16 protein-coding genes are annotated in these 18,282 nt (G+C 74.0%); 10 read left to right on the top strand and 6 right to left on the bottom strand.

Annotated elements, in window-relative coordinates:
* Window positions 1–60 precede the first annotated feature (60 nt).
* The gene (locus tag O2V61_RS16730; protein WP_269184398.1) at window positions 61–855 is read left to right on the top strand and encodes a DUF2470 domain-containing protein; all 795 of its coding nucleotides are present in this window, start codon (window positions 61–63) and stop codon (window positions 853–855) included.
* A 48-nt stretch (window positions 856–903) separates the two neighbouring features.
* Here O2V61_RS16730 and O2V61_RS16725 read toward each other — a convergent pair whose 3' ends face one another.
* From O2V61_RS16725 to O2V61_RS16715, 3 genes are read right to left on the bottom strand one after another with little or no spacing between them, the layout of a single operon-like run.
* Window positions 904–1,170 (bottom strand): GlsB/YeaQ/YmgE family stress response membrane protein, encoded by a 267-nt coding sequence (locus O2V61_RS16725; protein ID WP_269184397.1) that lies wholly within the window; start codon window positions 1,168–1,170, stop codon window positions 904–906.
* Between the two features lie 57 nt (window positions 1,171–1,227).
* Window positions 1,228–3,174, bottom strand: a complete 1,947-nt coding sequence (locus tag O2V61_RS16720) for an AAA family ATPase (protein WP_269184396.1) — start codon at window positions 3,172–3,174, stop codon at window positions 1,228–1,230.
* Between the two features lie 2 nt (window positions 3,175–3,176).
* Window positions 3,177–4,157 (bottom strand): aldo/keto reductase, encoded by a 981-nt coding sequence (locus tag O2V61_RS16715; RefSeq protein WP_269184395.1) that lies wholly within the window; start codon window positions 4,155–4,157, stop codon window positions 3,177–3,179.
* 160 nt (window positions 4,158–4,317) lie between these two features.
* Here O2V61_RS16715 and O2V61_RS16710 point away from each other — a divergent pair, with 160 nt between their 5' ends.
* From O2V61_RS16710 to O2V61_RS16680, 7 genes are all read left to right on the top strand, one after another.
* Window positions 4,318–5,151, top strand: coding sequence for an undecaprenyl-diphosphate phosphatase (locus O2V61_RS16710; RefSeq protein WP_269184394.1), 834 nt, complete (start codon window positions 4,318–4,320; stop codon window positions 5,149–5,151).
* A gap of 28 nt (window positions 5,152–5,179) precedes the next feature.
* Complete coding sequence (locus tag O2V61_RS16705; RefSeq protein WP_269184393.1) at window positions 5,180–5,881, top strand: histidine phosphatase family protein; 702 nt, start codon at window positions 5,180–5,182, stop codon at window positions 5,879–5,881.
* 10 nt (window positions 5,882–5,891) lie between these two features.
* On the top strand, window positions 5,892–6,443 hold the full coding sequence (locus O2V61_RS16700; protein WP_269184392.1) for a DUF3090 family protein: 552 nt from the start codon (window positions 5,892–5,894) through the stop codon (window positions 6,441–6,443).
* A gap of 12 nt (window positions 6,444–6,455) precedes the next feature.
* The gene (locus tag O2V61_RS16695) at window positions 6,456–7,325 is read left to right on the top strand and encodes an SCO1664 family protein (RefSeq protein ID WP_269184391.1); all 870 of its coding nucleotides are present in this window, start codon (window positions 6,456–6,458) and stop codon (window positions 7,323–7,325) included.
* Window positions 7,326–7,381: 56 nt separating this feature from the next.
* Entirely contained in the window at window positions 7,382–7,768 is a 387-nt protein-coding gene (locus O2V61_RS16690; protein WP_269184390.1) for a VOC family protein, read from the top strand.
* 68 nt (window positions 7,769–7,836) lie between these two features.
* Entirely contained in the window at window positions 7,837–9,120 is a 1,284-nt protein-coding gene (mshC, locus tag O2V61_RS16685; protein WP_269184389.1) for a cysteine--1-D-myo-inosityl 2-amino-2-deoxy-alpha-D-glucopyranoside ligase, read from the top strand.
* Window positions 9,117–10,166, top strand: coding sequence for an HD domain-containing protein (locus tag O2V61_RS16680; RefSeq protein ID WP_269184388.1), 1,050 nt, complete (start codon window positions 9,117–9,119; stop codon window positions 10,164–10,166). The genes mshC and O2V61_RS16680 overlap by 4 nt, the downstream gene beginning before the upstream one ends.
* Window positions 10,167–10,259: 93 nt before the next feature.
* Here O2V61_RS16680 and O2V61_RS16675 read toward each other — a convergent pair whose 3' ends face one another.
* Window positions 10,260–11,120 (bottom strand): PAC2 family protein, encoded by an 861-nt coding sequence (locus O2V61_RS16675; protein WP_269184387.1) that lies wholly within the window; start codon window positions 11,118–11,120, stop codon window positions 10,260–10,262.
* A 213-nt stretch (window positions 11,121–11,333) separates the two neighbouring features.
* Between O2V61_RS16675 and metH the strand changes: the two genes are divergently transcribed.
* Window positions 11,334–15,128 (top strand): methionine synthase, encoded by a 3,795-nt coding sequence (gene metH / locus O2V61_RS16670; RefSeq protein WP_269184386.1) that lies wholly within the window; start codon window positions 11,334–11,336, stop codon window positions 15,126–15,128.
* 37 nt (window positions 15,129–15,165) lie between these two features.
* Here metH and O2V61_RS16665 read toward each other — a convergent pair whose 3' ends face one another.
* Together O2V61_RS16665 and O2V61_RS16660 are read right to left on the bottom strand one after the other, a co-directional pair.
* Window positions 15,166–16,533 carry a CopD family protein gene (locus O2V61_RS16665; protein WP_269184385.1) on the bottom strand — a complete coding sequence of 456 codons (1,368 nt, stop codon included), beginning with the start codon at window positions 16,531–16,533 and terminating at the stop codon, window positions 15,166–15,168.
* The gene (locus tag O2V61_RS16660) at window positions 16,530–17,138 is read right to left on the bottom strand and encodes a copper resistance CopC family protein (RefSeq protein WP_269184384.1); all 609 of its coding nucleotides are present in this window, start codon (window positions 17,136–17,138) and stop codon (window positions 16,530–16,532) included. Before O2V61_RS16660 ends, O2V61_RS16665 begins: the two co-directional genes overlap by 4 nt.
* A gap of 330 nt (window positions 17,139–17,468) precedes the next feature.
* Between O2V61_RS16660 and O2V61_RS16655 the strand changes: the two genes are divergently transcribed.
* Window positions 17,469–18,245, top strand: a complete 777-nt coding sequence (locus O2V61_RS16655) for a hypothetical protein (RefSeq protein ID WP_269184383.1) — start codon at window positions 17,469–17,471, stop codon at window positions 18,243–18,245.
* Window positions 18,246–18,282 lie beyond the last annotated feature (37 nt).

The following is an 18,282-nucleotide window of genomic DNA, read 5'->3' as shown; positions in this document are numbered from 1 at the left end:
CCGGGTTCGGTTAGGCTCACCTTACCGCGATGTCGAGTCGTCCTGAACCCGGAGTGCCGCATGACACGATCGACCCGCCCCGCCGCCCCGGGGCCCTCGTCCGATGCCGTCCGGCCCACCGGAGCCGAACGAGCGCGCACGGTGGCCGCCCGGCCGTCCGCCGCGGTCTGCGCCGCCGGCATCGACGGGAGCCGCGTGCTCGGGCACGCGATCACCGCCGCGGGCCAGGTGCTCGTGGTGGTGCCGACCGACGGTGAGGTGTGCGGCGCGGTGCAGTCCTTCCCTGACGGCGACCTCGCAGCACTGCTGATGGTCACCGACCACGCACCGGTGCCGCTGCGGGAACCGGTGCGCGCCCAGGTCTGGCTGTCGGGGTGGCTCACGCCGTTGCTCGAGGCCGACCAGCGGGACGCCGCACTGGCCTTCGCCGACGTCGCCCCGGTGGGGGCGCTGCTGGACGTCGGGCGCAGCGCCACCCTGCTGCGGCTGGACCTGGCCGAGGTCGTGCTGGGGGAGTGCGGCACGGTCACCGAGATCGACCCCGACGACTTCCTCGCCGCCGTTCCCGACCCGCTGGTCGCGGTGGAGGCGCAGGCGCTGCAGCACCTGGACGTCGCGCACCCCGAGGAGCTGGACCTGCTCTGCTCCCGGGTGCCGGCCGCCTGGGTGGGGAAGGGCGACGTCGTCCGCCCGCTCGGGCTCGACCGGTACGGGTTCCGGCTCCGGATCGAGCAGCGGTCGGGCCACCGGGACGTCCGCGTCCCGTTCGCCGACCCGGTCACCGGCGCTGACGACCTCGGGCCGGCCGTGCACCGGCTGATCTGCGCCGTGAGACGCGGCTGCCCCGGGCGCTGACCACGCAGATCTGCGCCCGGGGTGGGGGAGTGATGCCGACGAGCGAGGTCAGTGGACCTTGCGCCGCCCGCCGCTCATGCCCTCGGCGACACCGACCAGCAGCACGGCCGCGATGATCGCGACGATCGCGCCGATGATGTTGAGCTCCATGAAGTCACCGGTGCCGAGGAGGGTGGCGACGACGCCACCGATCAGGGAGCCGACGACACCGAGGGCCAGGGTGGCCAGGATGCTGAGGTTCTGCTTGCCCGGCTTGATCAACCGGGCCAGCGCACCGACGATCAGGCCGAAGACGAGAAATCCGATGATGCCCATGGGCTCGTGTTTTCCCGCAAGATCAACGCGTCAAACGCACGCCGGCTGACAGGTGGCTCACTCCGCCAGCTCGGCGAGCAGGGCCGCCAGCCGGGTCCGGCGCGGCCGGACGTCGACCTCTCGCACCGCGCGGGCCAGGGCGGCGCCGCTGGCGTGCACGATCGACAGGTGCCGCTGGGCCCGGGTGAGCGCGGTGTAGACCAGCGGCCGGGAGAGCATCCCGCCGGCCTCCGGCGGCAGCACCACGACGACGCCGGGCCACTCCGAGCCCTGGGCCCGGTGCACGGTGATCGCCCAGCCGTGCCGGAGGTCGCCCAGCGCCTTGCCGATCACCGTGACCGGGCCGGAGCTGAAGTCGACGGTGAGCGAGCCCTCGCCGGTGCCGGTGACCACCCCGACCTCGCCGTTGGCGAACCCGATCGGCTCCAGCTCCAGGTGGTTGGCGGTGGCCACCACCCGGTCGCCGACGTCGAACCCGAACACCGTGCCCTCGCCCGGGTTGAGCTGCGCCTTCAGCGCCTTGTTCAGCTCGATCGTGCCGGCCGGCCCGCGGTGCACCGGGGTGACGACCTGCACCGTCGACGGGTCGATGCCCAGCGCGCGGGGGATCGAGTCGGTGACCAGCTGCACCACCCGCTTGGCCGCCTCCGCGCTGCCGGTGGCCGGCACGATGACCACCTCCCGGTCCGGGGACTCCACCTGCACCAGCTCGCCGCCGCGCACGCCGGTGGCCAGCCGGGCGATCGCCCCACCGGCGGCCTGGCGGTGCAGCGTGGTCAGCTCGGTCACCGGCACCACGCCGGAGTCGATCAGGTCGCCGAGGACGTGGCCCGGTCCGATGGACGGCAGCTGCGCCGGGTCGCCGACCAGCAGCAGGTGGGTGCCGTCGGGGCAGGCCTCCAGCAGCGCTGCGGTCAGCTCGACGTCCAGCATCGAGGCCTCGTCGACCACGACGACGTCGGCGTCCAGCGGCCACTCCTCGTTGCGGGCGAACCCGCCCGTCATGCCCTGGGCGCCCAGCAGCCGGTGCACGGTCACCGCCGGGTGGTCGGTCAGCTCCTCCAGCCGCTTCGCCGCCCGTCCGGTCGGCGCCGCCAGGGCGACCTCGGTGCCCTTGGCCTGCAGCAGCTTCACCAGCGAGGCCACCGTCCGGCTCTTCCCGGTGCCCGGCCCGCCGGTCAGCAGCGAGACGCCGGCGCCGAGCACCTGGGCCACGGCCGCCTGCTGTGCCGGGTCCAGGCCCGTGGCCACCGACCGCACCGACGCCGGGTCGGCGATCCGCCCGCTCGTGGCCGCCAGTCGGTGGATGTTCTCCGCCACCGCCTCCTCCGCCATCCCGTACCGGGCCAGCGACAGGGTGCGCAGTGCCGGGTCCGGCTCGGGCAGCTCGTCGGCGTCGTCGGCCGGCTCGACCAGCGGCGGTTCGTGCTCCAGCACCTCGCCGGACTCCACCGCGGCCACCACCGCGGCGGCCGGGTCCGCGATGCCCTCGGCGCGCAGCGCCGCCACCACCAGGTCCGCGGGGAGCACGGTGTGCCCGTCCCGGGTGGCGGTGCGCAAGGTCAGCGCCACGATGGCCCGGCCGCGGCGGGTGTCCTGCCGGTCGGCGCCGGAGAGGACGGCGATCGCCAGCCGGTCGGCCTCGGCCAGCGTCACCCCGGTCAGGCCGAGCAGCGCCCAGGGGTCGTCCCGGAGCCGGCGGGCGGCGTCCGGGCCGAGCGCGTCGGCGGAGTTGACGGCCAGCCGGGCGTTCAGGCCGGCGCCGACGAGCAGCTCGACGACCTCGTAGGTCGACCGGGCGGCGAGGAAGGAGCTGAACAGCCGCTCGGCGCGCTGCCGGCCCACCCGGGGGAGCTTGAGCAGCCGGTCGGCGCTGACGTCGTCCGGGCCGGTGATGCCGGCGGCCGGCAGGTCCGCCGCCGTCCGCTTCCCCAGGCCCGGCCACAGGCCGGCGGTGCAGAAGGCGGCGAAGACGGGGTCGCCGGTGGGCGCAGGGGTGCTCACGGTCAGTGCTCCCGACGCTGTTCGGGATAGGAGAAGTGCGGTGCGGACACGTCGTCCAGGGCAGTGGTGATCGCCGGCGGCAGCCGGACGCCCTCGGCGTCGAGGGCGGCCTGCAGCTGCTGGGCGGTCCGGGCGCCCACGATCGGGGCCACCACGCACGGCCGGTCGCGCAGCCAGGCCAGCGCCACGCCCAGCGGCGTGGTGCCCAGCCCCTCGGCCGCGGTGATCACCGCCTCCACCACCCGGTCGGCGGTCGCCGAGCGCAGCCCGTCGATGAACCCCTGCCACTGCGCCGATGCGCCGCGGGAGTCGGCGGGCGTGCTGAGCCGGTACTTGCCGGTGAGCAGCCCCCGGCCCAGCGGCGACCACGGGAGGATGCCCAGCCCCAGCGCCTCCGCGGCCGGCTGCACCTCGCGCTCGACGCCGCGCTGCAGCAGCGAGTACTCGACCTGGGTGCTCACGATCGGGGTGCGTCCGGGCCAGGCGCGCTGCCAGGTGGCCGCCTGGGCGGTCTGCCAGCCGGAGAAGTTGCTCACCCCGACGTAGCGGGCGCGGCCGGAGGAGACGGCCAGGTCGCAGGCGGCCAGCGTCTCCTCCACGGGCGTGGCGTCGTCCCAGGCGTGCAGCTGCCACAGGTCGACGTGGTCGATCCCCAGCCGCTCCAGGGACGCGTCCAGCGCCGAGAGCAGGTGCCCGCGGGAGGCACCGCGGCCCATCGGCCCGGGGCCGGTGCGGCCCGCCGCCTTCGTGGCGACCAGCACGTCGTCCCGCGGGACGACGTCGGCCAGCAGGCGCCCGAGGGTCCGCTCGCTCTCCCCGTCGGCGTACACGTCGGCGGTGTCGACCAGGGTGCCGCCGGCGTCGACGAACGCCGTCAGCTGCATCGCGGCCTCGTCCTCGTCGGTGTCCCGGCCCCACGTGAGGGTGCCCAGCCCCAGCCGGGACACGACGAGCCCACTGCGCCCGAGCGCCCGCTGTTCCACGACGGGTCAACCTACCGTTGCCCACCGACGTCCCCGGCAGCGACGAACGTCTCGTGCCGGGGTGCCGGGCCCCGGTCTCCCGGCCACCTAGGGTGCCTGTCGTGCGCGCGCCCTCGACCTGCCCTGACCACCGCCCGGCCGAGCAGCGGAGGCGCTGACCGTGGGCTGGTTCGAAGCTCTCGTCCTCGGCGTGGTCCAGGGCCTCACCGAGTTCCTGCCGATCTCCTCCAGCGCCCACCTGCGGGTGGTCGGCGAGGCGTTCGGCTGGGGCGACCCCGGGGCGGCGTTCACCGCGATCACCCAGATCGGCACGGAGCTCGCCGTGCTCATCTACTTCCGGCACGACATCGGGCGGATCATCACCGCCTGGGTCCGGGCGCTGTTCGACCGCTCGGTCCGCAGCGACCCCGACGCCCGGATGGGCTGGCTGATCATCATCGGCAGCCTGCCGATCGTCGTCCTCGGGCTGCTGTTCCAGGACTCGATCGAGACGACCTTCCGTGACCTGCGGATCATCGCCGTCGCCCTGATCGTCTTCTCGCTCATCCTCTACTGGGCCGACCGGGTGGGCAGCACCGAGCGGGACCTGCCCGACCTGACCGTCAAGCACGGCCTGACCTTCGGCTTCGCCCAGGCGATGGCGCTCATCCCCGGCGTCTCCCGCTCCGGCGGCACCATCACCGCAGGCCGGTTCCTCGGCTACAACCGGGCCGCGGCCGCGCGGTACTCGTTCCTGCTCGCCGTCCCCGCCGTGCTCGGCGCGGGGTTCTTCCAGGCCTACGAGTCCCTGACCGGCGACACCGAGGGCCAGGCGCTCTCCTGGGGCCCGACGATCCTGTCCACGGTCATCGCCTTCGGGATGGGGTACGCGGTCATCGCCTGGCTGCTGCGCTACCTGGAGCGCGGCAGCTTCGCCCCGTTCGTGGTCTACCGGATCGCACTCGGCGTGCTGGTGCTGGCGCTGGTCGGCACCGGCGTCCTCGAGCCGACCTGATGAAGGGCAGCTCACTACAGTCGGTCCGGTGACCACCGTCGTGCTGCTCCGACACGGCCGGACGACGGCCAACACCGCCGGCGTGCTCGCCGGCTGGACCCCCGGGGTCCAGCTGGACGACGCCGGCCAGGCGCAGGTGCAGGCGGTCGCGCAGCGGCTGTCCGCCGTCCCGCTGGCCGCGGTGGTGAGCAGCCCGCTGGAGCGCTGCCAGCAGACCGCCGGCACGGTCGCCGAGGGCCGCGCCCTGGACGTGCAGACCGACGACCGGTTCGGCGAGGCCCGGTACGGCGACTGGACCGGGCGCCCGATCAAGGAGCTGGTCAAGGACCCGCTCTGGAAGGTCGTGCAGCAGCACCCCTCCGCTGCGGTCTTCCCCGGCCCCGAGGGCGAGGGGCTCGCCCAGACCCAGGCGCGGGCGGTGGCCGCCGTCCGGGAGTGGAACGCGAAGCTCGGCCCTGACGCGGTCTGGCTGGTCTGCAGCCACGGCGACGTGATCAAGTCGATCCTGGCCGACGCCCTCGGGCTGCACCTGGACTCCTTCCAGCGCATCGTCGTCGACCCGGCGTCCCTGTCGGTGGTCACGTACACCGACACCCGGCCCTTCCTGGTCCGGGTGAACGACACCGGCGGCGACGTCTCCGCCCTCATCCCGCCGAAGAAGAAGCGCGGCCGGCGCAAACCCTCCTCCGACGCGGTCGTCGGGGGCGGCGCGGGCTCCGGCGCCGCGTAACCTGATCTCCGTGCCTCGTCAGGTCTTCCTCTTCGACCGTCCCTCCCGGTTCGTCGCCGGCACGGTGGGCCAGCCCGGCGACCGCACCTTCTACCTGCAGGCCTCCGACGAGGCCGGCCGCACGATCAGCGTGGCGCTGGAGAAGTCGCAGGTCCAGGTGCTGGCCGACCGCATGAGCGAGCTGCTCGACGAGGTGGCCAACCGTGCCGCCGTCGTCGTCCCGCCCGAGGCCGACGTCGACGACCTCGAACCGCTCACCGCCCCCGTCGACGAGGAGTTCCGCGTCGCCGCGATGGGCCTGGCCTGGGACGGCGAGGAGGACGCCGTCGTCGTCGAGGCCGTCGCCGCCGGCGAGGAGCCGATCGAGGAGGACGCGATCCTCTCCGACAGCGACGAGGGCCCCGACGCCCTGCGCGTGACGATCACCCCGGTCGCGGCACGGGCGTTCGTCGCCCGCGCCCGCCGGGTCATCGCCGCCGGCCGGCCCTCCTGCCCGCTGTGCTCGCTGCCGCTGGACCCGGCCGGTCACGTCTGCCCCCGGCAGAACGGCTACCGCCGCTGAACCGGCGCAGCGATGACGGCGCCTGATCCCCGCGACGACCGGCTGGAGCACCCGCTGACCGACGAGCCCCTCGAGCTGGACGACGAGCTGGACGACGAGTTCGACGAGGACGACGGCGACGTCGTCGAGCTGGACCTCGCAGGCTTCGACCACGGCGACCGCCGGCCACCCAGCGGCACCGACGAGGTCGCCACCCTGCTCCGTGAGGGTGCGCTGGACATGGAGGGTCGGCTGCTCGACGCCAGCAACGTCACCCTCATCGGGGCGATCCGCACCGAGGAGCTGGCCGCCACCTGCGTGTACAAGCCGGTGGCGGGGGAGCGGCCGCTGTGGGACTTCCCCGACGGCACGCTCGCCGGCCGGGAGATCAGCGCGCACCTGGTGTCGGAGGCGACCGGCTGGTCGATCGTGCCGCCCACCGTGCTGCGCGAGGGCCCGTTCGGCCCCGGCATGGTCCAGCTGTGGATGGACGCCGACCCCGCCGTCGAGCTCACCGAGTTCGTCCGGCTCGACGTCCCTGAGCTCCGCCGGATGGCCGTCTTCGACGCCGTGGTGAACAACGCCGACCGCAAGGGCGGCCACATCATCCCGATGCCCGGTGGCCACGTGTACGGCGTCGACCACGGCATCTGCTTCTCCGCCGAGCCCAAGCTGCGCACCCTGCTGTGGCGCTGGGCCGGCAAGCCGCTCACCGCCGAGGCGGTCACCGTCCTGCACGAGCTGGACGACCAGCTGCGCGGCGAGCTGGGCGACCAGCTGCACGAGCACCTCACCCGGCGCGAGGTGCGGCGCACCCAGCAACGGGTGGCCGAGCTGCTCCGCACCGGTGTGCACCCCCAGCCCAGCGGGGAGTGGCCCGCGCTGCCCTGGCCGCCGTTCTGAGCTGCGCGGGCAGCTGAGCGGCTGACTTCTCGGGACCGGGGTGCCAGGGTGGGCGAGTGCCTCATCGGAGCCGACTCGCGATCCTGCTGATCGACCTGCCGCCGCACCTGCACGACCGGGGGCAGCGGTTCTGGTCGGCCGCCACCGGGCACCCGGTCGAGCCCGACACCATCGACGACGCCTGGTCCTCGCTCGGTTCCTTCGCCGACGGCTTCCACCTGGAGGTCCAGCGCACCGGGGTGGGCACCCCGCCGCGCTGGCACGTGGACATCGAGACCGACGACGTGCACGCCGAGGTGGCCCGGCTGGAGGCCCTCGGGGCGATCCGGATGGTCGACATGGGGGGCTTCTGGCAGATGAAGGACCCGGCCGGGCTGCTGTTCTGCGTGGTCGGCGTCCAGACCGGGGAGGAGTTCGAGCGGCACGCCACCACCTGGCCGTGACATGGCGGCCGGCCCGGGAACGGCGGGTGGCGTGCCGCCCTGTCGGTGGCCGGATCTAGGCTCGCACCGTGCTCTCCTGGCCTGCCCCGCTGCTCCCCACCCTGCCCGGGTCCGGCCCCGCCCTGCGGCTGTACGACACCGCCCGCGGCGAGGTGGTCGAGACCTCCCCGGGCCGCACTGCCCGGATGTACGTCTGCGGCATCACGCCCTACGACGCCACGCACCTCGGCCACGCCGCCACCTACCTGGCCTTCGACCTGGTCAACCGGGTCTGGCGCGATGCCCGGCACGCCGTGCACTACGTGCAGAACGTCACCGACGTCGACGACCCGCTGTTCGAGCGGGCCGACCGGGACGGCGAGGACTGGATCGTCCTGGGCATGCGCGAGACGGCGCTGTTCCGCGAGGACATGACCGCGCTGCGGGTCCTGCCGCCGGAGGACTTCGTCGGCGCCGTCGAGTCGATCCCGCGGATCGCCGCCCACGTGGAGACCCTGTGGGACGCCGGCCTGGCCTACCAGCTGGACGACGGCACCGGTGACGTCTACCACGACATCGCGCAGGCGCCCGGGTTCGGCTCCGAGTCCGGCTACGACGAGGAGACCATGCTCCGGCTGTCCGCCGAGCGGGGCGGCGACCCCGACCGGGCGGGCAAGCGGCAGGCGCTTGACCCGCTGCTGTGGCGCGGCGCCCGCGAGGGTGAGCCGTCCTGGCCCGGTCCGCGGGGCGTCGCCGGCCGCCCGGGCTGGCACGTCGAGTGCGCCGCCATCGCACTCGACAGGATCGGCATGGGCTTCGACGTCCAGGGCGGCGGCAGCGACCTGGTCTTCCCGCACCACGAGTACTCCGCCGTCCACGCCGAGGCGCTCACCGGCACCAAGCCCTTCGCCCGGGCCTACGTGCACGCCGCGATGATCGGGCTGGACGGGGAGAAGATGAGCAAGAGCCGGGGCAACCTGGTCTTCGTCTCCCGGCTCCGCGGCGACCGCACCGACCCGATGGCGATCCGGCTGGCCCTGCTGTCCGGGCACTACCGCACCGACCGGGCCTGGACCCCCGACCTGCTGGCGCAGGCGCAGCGGCGGCTGGTCACCTGGCGGCGCGCCGTCGAGCTGCCCGTGGGCGCCCCGGCCGGGCCGGTGCTGGCCGCCGTCCGGGAGCGGCTGGCCGACGACCTCGACACCCCCGGCGCGATCGCCGCCGTCGACCGCTGGGCCGCCGCGAGCCTCGCCGAGGCCGCCTCCGGCCCGGGCCTGCCCGCCGCGCAGGCGAGCGACGACTGGGACGAGCAGTCCCCGGCCGTCGTCCGCGACCTCGTCGACGCACTGCTCGGCGTGGCCCTGGCGCCGTGACCGGGCCGCCGCCCGGGTTCCGGCTCGCCGACCGGGACACCCGGGAACGTGCCGAGGAGCTGCTCGCCCCCGGCGCGGCCCGGTCGGTCGCGACCCGCGGCCGGGCCCGGGCCGAGCCCGAGGACGCGCTGCGGACGGCCTACGAGCGCGACCGCGACCGGATCCTGCACGCCAAGGCGTTCCGGCGGCTCAAGCACAAGACGCAGGTCTTCCTGCACCCCGACGGCGACCACTTCGTCACCCGGTTGACCCACACCCTCCAGGTCACCCAGGTCGCCCGCTCGCTGGCCGCGGCGCTGTCGCTCAACGAGCCCCTCGCCGAGGCGATCGCGCTGGCCCACGACGTCGGCCACTCGCCCTTCGGCCACATCGGCGAGGAGGCGCTGGAGCCCTACGTGGCGGGCGGCTGGCACCACGCCGCACAGGGGGTGCGGATCGTCGAGGTGCTCGAGGACCTCAACCTCACCTGGGAGGTCCGGGACGGCGTCCGGGCGCACAGCTGGAAGATCAGCCCGCCGCCGGCCACCCGCGAGGCCGAGTGCGTGCGGTACGCCGACCGGATCGGGTACCTGTCCCACGACGCCCTGGACGCCGTGCGGGCCGGTGTCCTGCGGGCCGGTGACCTGCCGGCCCGCACGCGCAGCACCTTCGGCGCGCCGGGCAGCGCGATGGTCGGGGCGATGATCGAGGCGGTGGTCGAGGGCACCCTCTCTGCGGCCAACACCACCGGCACCGTCGTCATGGCCCCTGATGCGCTGGAGGCCATGCAGGAGCTGCGGGCCTTCATGTTCGCCCGGGTGTACGAGTCCGACACGGCCGCCGGGCAGAAGCACGTGGCCATCGAGGTGATCCGCCGGCTCGTCGACCACCACCTGGCCCACCCGGAGCTGATCCCCGCCAGCTACCGGGACACCGAGGCCGACGTGCTCACCCAGGTCGTCGACTACGTGACCGGGATGACCGACCGGTTCGCCCTCACCACCTACGACCGCCTCTTCGACGACACGGCCACCATCCGGATGCGCCCGCTGCTCGTCACCCCCTGAGCGGGACGGCCACCACGAGAACGGGCTGCTGAAGGACCCCGTCGCCCCCCACCGCTCGCAGGCTCGCGGCGGGCCCCTGCGACGGGGCCGAGCTCAGCTCGCGCCGCCGCGGCGGCGCAAGTACCGCTCGAACTCGCGGGCGATCTGGTCGCCGTTGGCCTGGGACAGGTCGGTCGCGGTCTGCCGCTCCTCCAGCGAGCGCACGTACTCCACGACCTCCTCGTCCTCCTGGGCCATCTCGTCGACGGTCTTCACCCACTCGTCGGCCTGCTCGGGCAGGGTGCCCAGCGGGACGGTGACCTCGAGGACCTCCTCGACCCGGTTCAGCAGCGCCATCGTCGCCCGGGGGGCGGGCGGCTGGGAGACGTAGTGCGGCACGGCCGCCCAGAAGCTCACCGCCGGCAGGCCGGCCTGCACGCAGGCATCGGCGAAGACGCCCAGGATGCCGGTCGGCCCCTGGTAGGTGGACGTCTCCACGCCCCACTGGCGCGCCGACTCGGCGTCGTAGGCCGACCCGGTCACCGGGGTGGGGCGGGTGTGCGGCGTGTCGGCCAGCAGTGCCCCGAGCGCCACCACCGTCTGGGCGCCCAGCTCCTGGCACAGCTCGATCAGCTCGTCGCAGAAGCTGCGCCAGCGCATGTTCGGCTCGATGCCGCGGATGAGGACGACGTGCCGCTCACTGCCCGGCGGCTTGGCCACCGAGAGGCGGGTGGTGGGCCACTCGACCCGGCGGCTGACGCCGTCGACCAGGGAGACGGTCGGCCGGTTGACCTGGAAGTCGTAGTAGTCCTCGGGGTCCAGCGCGGCGAGCGGGGTGGCGTCCCAGATCAGCTCCAGGTGCTCCACGGCGCCGGTCGCGGCGTCCCCGGCGTCGTTCCATCCCTCGAACGCGACCACGACCACGGGGTCGTCCAGCTCGGGCAGGTCGTCAGCGTCGGACTTCGGATCGATCACCCTTCGAGCCTACGTCGATCCCGCCAGCCGGCCCGGCCGCGCGTGGGGTGGCTGGGGCGGCCTGGGCCCCCGAGGTGCACGCGGGCAGGGGAGGGGAGTGAGACGATGGGAGCGCTGTTCGAGGACGACGAGGTCGCTCGCCCGTCGGAGTTGCCAGGGCCCTGGCGCCGGACGCCTCCGTGACCGTGCCCGATCGACGACCGAGGACTGCCCGTGCCTGTCTCCCCGCACGTCCGCCCCGACGCCACGTCCGCGCTGACCGCCCTGCTCACGCAGCGGATCCTGGTGCTCGACGGGGCGATGGGCACGGCCATCCAGCGGGACCGGCCGGACGAGGCCGGCTACCGGGGTGAGCGCTTCGCCGACTGGCCCAGCGACGTCCAGGGCAACAACGACCTGCTCAGCATCACCGCGCCGGAGCTCATCAGCGGCATCCACCGGGAGTACCTCGAGGCCGGCGCCGACCTCATCGAGACGAACACCTTCAACGCGACCCGGATCTCGCTGCTCGACTACGGCATGTCCGACCTGGCGTACGAGCTCAACGTCGCCTCCGCCCGGCTGGCCCGCGCCGCCTGCGACGCGGTCAGCACACCGGAGAAGCCGCGGTACGTCGTCGGCGCGCTCGGTCCCACCAGCCGGACGGCGTCCATCTCACCCGACGTCAACGACCCCGGCGCCCGCAACGTCAGCTACGACGAGCTCGTCGAGGCCTACCTGGAGCAGGCCAACGGGCTGGTCGACGGCGGCTCGGACGTGCTGCTGATCGAGACGATCTTCGACACGCTGAACGCGAAGGCGGCGGTGTTCGCGCTGGAGACGCTGTTCGAGGAGCGCGGGCGCCGCTGGCCGGTGATGATCTCCGGCACGATCACCGATGCCTCCGGGCGCACCCTCTCCGGGCAGGTGACCGAGGCCTTCTGGCACTCCGTCCGGCACGTCAGGCCGCTGCTGGTGGGTCTGAACTGCGCGCTGGGCGCCGCGGAGATGCGGCCCTACATCGCCGAGATCTCCCGGATCGCGGACACCTTCGTCTCCTGCTATCCCAACGCCGGGCTGCCCAACGCCTTCGGGGAGTACGACGAGTCGCCGGAGGAGACCGCGGCGGTCGTCGGCGAGTTCGCCGAGAGCGGCTTCGTCAACGTGGTCGGCGGCTGCTGCGGCACCACGCCCGCGCACATCGCCGCCATCGCCGGCGCGGTCGCCGGCCGGCCGCCGCGGACGCCGGTCGAGGTCGCCCCGGCGCTGCGGCTGTCCGGGCTGGAACCGCTGACCGTCACCGAGGACAGCCTGTTCGTCAACGTCGGCGAGCGGACCAACATCACCGGCTCGGCCCGCTTCCGCAACCTGATCAAGGCCGGCGACTACCCGACCGCCCTCGCCGTCGCCCGCCAGCAGGTCGAGGCCGGCGCGCAGGTCATCGACGTCAACATGGACGAGGGCATGATCGACGGGGTCGCGGCGATGGACCGCTTCCTCAAGCTGGTCGCCACCGAGCCCGACATCTGCCGGGTGCCCACGATGATCGACTCCTCGAAGTGGGAGGTCATCGAGGCCGGGCTCAAGTGCGTCCAGGGCAAGGCGATCGTCAACTCCATCTCGCTGAAGAACGGCGAGGAGGAGTTCGTCACCCAGGCCCGGCTGTGCCGCAAGTACGGCGCCGCGGTCGTGGTGATGGCCTTCGACGAGGACGGCCAGGCCGACAGCCTGCAACGCCGCAAGGAGATCTGCCGGCGGGCCTACGACGTCCTCACCGAGCAGGTCGGGTTCCCCGCCGAGGACATCATCTTCGACCCGAACGTCTTCGCCGTGGCCACCGGCATCGAGGAGCACGCCACCTACGGGGTCGACTTCATCGAGGCGACCCGGTGGATCAAGCAGAGCCTGCCCGGCGCGCTGGTCTCCGGCGGCGTCTCGAACGTCTCCTTCTCCTTCCGCGGCAACAACCCGGTGCGCGAGGCGATCCACGCCGTCTTCCTGTTCCACGCCATCGCCGCCGGCATGGACATGGGGATCGTCAACGCCGGTGCCCTGGAGGTCTACGACGAGGTGCCGGCGCTGCTGCGCGAGCGGATCGAGGACGTCGTCCTCAACCGCCGCCCGGACTCGACCGAGCGGCTGCTGGAGATCGCGGCCGACTTCGCCGGCGACGGGGCGGCCAAGGAGGTCGCCACCGAGGAGTGGCGGTCCCTGCCGGTGGGGGAGCGGATCACTCACGCCCTGGTGAAGGGGATGGACGAGTTCGTCGAGGGCGACACCGAGGAGCTGCGCGCGGAGATCAGCGCCCGCGGCGGCCGGCCGATCGAGGTGATCGAGGGGCCGCTGATGGCCGGCATGAACGTCGTCGGCGACCTGTTCGGGCAGGGGAAGATGTTCCTGCCCCAGGTGGTGAAGTCGGCGCGGGTGATGAAGAAGGCCGTCGCCTACCTGATCCCGTTCATCGAGGCCGAGAAGCAGCCCGGCGACGTCGAGCGCAGCAACGGCAAGGTCGTGATGGCCACCGTGAAGGGCGACGTCCACGACATCGGGAAGAACATCGTCGGCGTCGTCCTGCAGTGCAACAACTACGACGTCGTCGACCTGGGCGTGATGGTGCCGGGCCAGCGGATCCTCGACGCCGCCAAGGCCGAGGGCGCCGACGTCATCGGGCTCTCCGGGCTGATCACCCCCTCGCTGGACGAGATGGTCAACCTGGCCACCGAGATGGAGCGGCAGGGGTTCACCATCCCGCTGCTGATCGGCGGGGCCACCACCTCCCGCGCGCACACCGCGGTGAAGGTGGCGCAGAAGTACTCCGGCCCGGTGATCTGGGTGAAGGACGCCTCCCGGTCGGTGCCGGTGGTCGCCGCCCTGCTGTCGGACGAGCAGCGCCCGGCCCTGCTCGCCCAGACCGACGCGGACTACGCCGCGCTGCGGGAACGGCACGCCGCCCGCACCGACACCCGGAAGCTGCTCCCGCTGGCCACCGCCCGCGCGGCGGCGACCCCGATCGACTGGAGCGCCCACCACCCGCCGCGCCCCCGGATGCTGCTGCAGCAGACCAAGGACGTCTGCGCCGGGCCGAGCTGCGACCACCGGCACGGGGTGGCCACCCAGTTCGTCCGGAGCTTTGCCGACTACCCGCTGGACGAGCTGCGCGAGTACATCGACTGGCAGCCGTTCTTCAACGCCTGGGAGATGCGCGGCCGGTTCCCCGACATCCTGCACAACCCGACGACCGGTGAAGCGGCCCGCCGGCTCTACGAGGACGCGCAGGCGATGCTCGACCAGGTCATCGCCGAGCGCTGGCTGCGCGCCAGCGGCGTGTTCGGGCTGTTCCCGGCCAGCCAGGTGGACGACGACTCCATCGAGGTCTACACCGACGAGTCGCGGACCGCCGTCCGGGCGACGCTGCACCAGCTGCGGCAGCAGACCGAGGGCCGGGACGGGTCGCCGCGCAAGTCGCTGGCCGACTTCGTCGCGCCGAAGGCCACCGGGCTGCGCGACCACGTGGGCGCGTTCGCCGTCACCGCCGGGCTGGGGTCGGCGGAGAAGGTGGCCGAGTTCAAGAAGGCGAACGACGACTACAACGCGATCCTGCTGGAGTCGCTGGCCGACCGGCTGGCCGAGGCGTTCGCCGAGCGGCTGCACGAACGGGTGCGCACCGAGTTCTGGGCCTACGCCCCCGACGAGCACCTGGACGCCGACGGGCTGCTCGCGGAGAAGTACGCCGGGATCCGCCCCGCGCCGGGCTACCCGGCCTGTCCCGAGCACACCGAGAAGCAGACGATCTGGGAGCTGCTCGACGTCGAGGCGGCCACCGGCATCCAGCTCACCGAGAGCATGGCGATGTGGCCGGGGGCGGCGGTCAGCGGTCTGTACTTCGCCCACCCGGAGTCGCGGTACTTCGTGCTGGGCCGGATCGGCCGCGACCAGGTCGAGGACTACGCCCGGCGCAAGGGCTGGACCGTGGCCGAGGCCGAGCGCTGGCTCTCACCCAACCTCGGCTACCGCACCGAGGACGAGTGACGGACCCCCGGCCCCGGTGCTCACGCCGGGGCCGGGGTCACTCGACGACGAGGACGTCGGCGTACGTCGCTGAGTGGGCGCTGCTGAACCGGTACTCGCCCGGCTGGTCGGGCGCCGGGAAGGTCAGCAGCGTGCCGGCGGGGACGTCGACGTCGAACGAGCCGTCGTCCGCGGTGATCGTCACGGGCTGACCGCTGGCGTTGTGCACGGTCACCCGCGACCCGGCGGCGACCGGGCCGGCCACGTGGAAGCGGTCCTCGTCGACCAGGACGCCGACGGAGAGCTCGCCGTGGTCGTGCCCGGCCATCGGGTCCGCGGCCGCCGCGGGATCCGCCGGGGCGGCTGCGGCCGACCCCACTCCGGCCGTCACCGGGGGCGGTGATGCGGCCAGCGCCACCGCCAGAGCGACCGTCGCCAGCAGCACGGCCGTCTCCACGACGGCCAGCCGCCGGAAGGCGCCCGGCCGCCCGGCCCGCAGCTGCGGCAGGGTGCGGCGCCGGTGCTGCCAGCCCAGCAGGCCCACGACGGTCAGCCCCAGCGTCTTGCCGAGCAGCAGCACGCCGTAGCCGGTGCCCAGGGCGGCGATCACTGCTCCGGCACCGCCCAGGACCACGCCGGCCGCCAGCAACCCGGAGACCGCGGTGGCCCCGAAGCACCCCAGCGCGACCGCGCTGTACCGCCCGGCGGCCGCCGGTGTGGCCCGGCCGTACCGCAGCAGGGCGCCCAGCCCGCCCACCCACAGGCTCGCCGCGACGACGTGCACGGCGAGCGTGGTGACCGCGACCAGGTGGTCCTCGGCGGCGGAGGAGTGCCCGCTGAGCACCACCGGGACGACCAGTGCCGTCAGCGCACCGACCAGCAGCAGCCGCGCACCCCCGGGGCCGGTGCCGGTCCGGGCCGCCACCGCGAGCCCTGCGGTGATCGCGGTGACCAGGAGCACGGCCCGGCCGGCGCCGGTGTCGAGGAGGAACACCCGGACCGAGGAACCGTCCAGCGCGGTCGGGGCCACGCCCACCAGCCGGCTGACGGTGAGCAGGCCGCCGAGCAGGGTCGCCACCGCCCAGGCCAGCGCCCATGCCGACGCCGACGCCAGGGCGCGCCCGGCCGGTGGGGCCGGCTGCCCGGCGCGTGCGGGCAGCAGGACGGCGGCGAACAACAGGGTGCCCACCGTGCCGATCGCGGCGATCCGGCCGGCCAGCGTGGCCACCGGCCCGCCCCACTCCACCAGCAGGCCGGCGTCGCGGAGACCGGAGGAGACGGGAGCCGCCGGGCCGCTGCCCACGGCGATCGCCCAGCCCAGGACCGCGAGCAGGCCGACCACCGCGGCCGTGGCCGCCGGCACCCGCCACCGGGTCCGCTCCGGCCCGCTCAGCTCCTGGTCCGGGCGGACCACGGTGCTGGTCACCGCCGGCTGCGCAGCCGGCCGAGGACCAGCGCCGCCGCCGCCCCGAGGGCCAGCACGCCGCCGACCAGCCAGCCGACCGGGAGCGCCGGGTCGGCCGTCGCGTCCGCCACCGACGGGGCCGCCGCGTCCGTGCCGGCTGTGTCCGTGCCGGCTGCATCCGTGCCTGCGGCCTCCGTGGCCGTTGCCTCCGGGGCCGGCGTGCTCCCCGCGGCGACGGTGAAGTCCCAGGTCCCGGTGAGCGGGTGCCCGTCGGAGGAGGTGCTGCGCCACTGCACGGTGTAGCTCCCCGCGGCGAGCCCGGCGGTCAGCGACTGGGTGACGGTCGTGTCCCGGATCTCGGCGGCGCCGGTGGAGACCACGGCGCCGTCCGGGCCGAGCACCCGGACCTCGGTGCCCAGCGGCAGCGGCGTCCCGCTGAACTGCAGCTCCACCGCGGACGGGGCCGTGGGCACCGCGGCACCGGCTGACGGGCTGCTGCCCAGGAGCGCGTCGTGCGCCCGGGCGGGAGGCGCCCCGATGCCGAGCAGCAGCACGGTCAGCAACCCGACCAGCAGCACCGGCCCGGGGCGCGGACCGGCGATCGGGAGGGCACGCAGAACAGTCATGCCCGTTCTTCGTCCGCGACCGCTCTTCCGGTTGGTCCGGCCCTGTCCTCGCGCGTGAGAAGCCCGGACTCCCACCCGCTGCACAGCCCGGGATCAGGAATTTCTGAGGGACCGGTGAACCGATCCGGCACCACCTCCCGAATGTCGGGTGGTCAGCGCGGCAGCGGGGAGATCCCCGCTGGGGGATCCGCCGGCTGTCCGGGGTCGTCAGACCTGTTCCGCGGCGGGGGCAAAGGTGCGCCCGCCGACCGACCGGACGAGCGGTGTCAGCCGCCGTCCGCTGCGCCCCCCTCACGGTGGGTGCGGCACTCCGATCACGAGGAGCACACCTTGCGCAAGGCACACGCACTCCCGGCCATCGCCATCGCCGCCGCAGCGTTCCCGCTGCTCACCATGAGCACCGCCTTCGCCCACGACGGGGCCCACAGCTACCAGGCCGACCTCGGCGCGGTGAACCAGTCCGGCGTCAGCGGCACCGGCATGGTCACGCTGGACGGCAACACGGCCACGGTCATGGTCGAGGCGTCCGGGCTGCTCGCTGGTTCGCCGCACGCCCAGCACTTCCACATCGGCGCCCTGGGCGAGTGCCCCACGAACGACCTCGAGGACGACGCGGACGGCGACGGCTTCGTGAGCGTCACCGAGGCCGCCAAGTACTACGGCGCCATCGGTTCCTCGCTGACCACCACCGGCGACACCAGCCCGGACAGCGGCCTGGCCATCGACCGCTTCCCGACCGCGGACGACGGCACGATCAGCTACGAGCGGACCTTCGAGGTCACCGACGACGTCCACGCGGCGTTCGAGGCGGGCACGGCCGTCCTGGTCGTGCACGGCATCGACCAGGACGGCTCGGGTGCCTACGACGGTGACGTCATGAGCGACCTCGACCCGTCGCTGCCGATGGAGGCCACCGCCCCCGCCGCCTGTGGCGCGCTCGAGGTGGCGCAGATGGGTGCCACGCCGGCCGGTGGCGCCGAGACCGGTGCCGGCAGCACCTCCGGTACCGAGAACACCGCCGTGATCGGCGTCGGCGTCCTGGCCGCCGCCGGTGCCGCCGGTGCCGGTGCGATCGCCTACCGCCGTCGTCAGGCCGAGCAGGCCTGATCCGGCTCCGGGTCGCGCGGGGAGGGCTGACCTCCCC

Origin of the sequence: Modestobacter sp. VKM Ac-2985 (genome assembly GCF_026967925.1) — a bacterium.
Lineage (GTDB): Bacteria > Actinomycetota > Actinomycetes > Mycobacteriales > Geodermatophilaceae > Modestobacter.
This window is presented reverse-complemented; position numbering and strand designations above follow the sequence as displayed.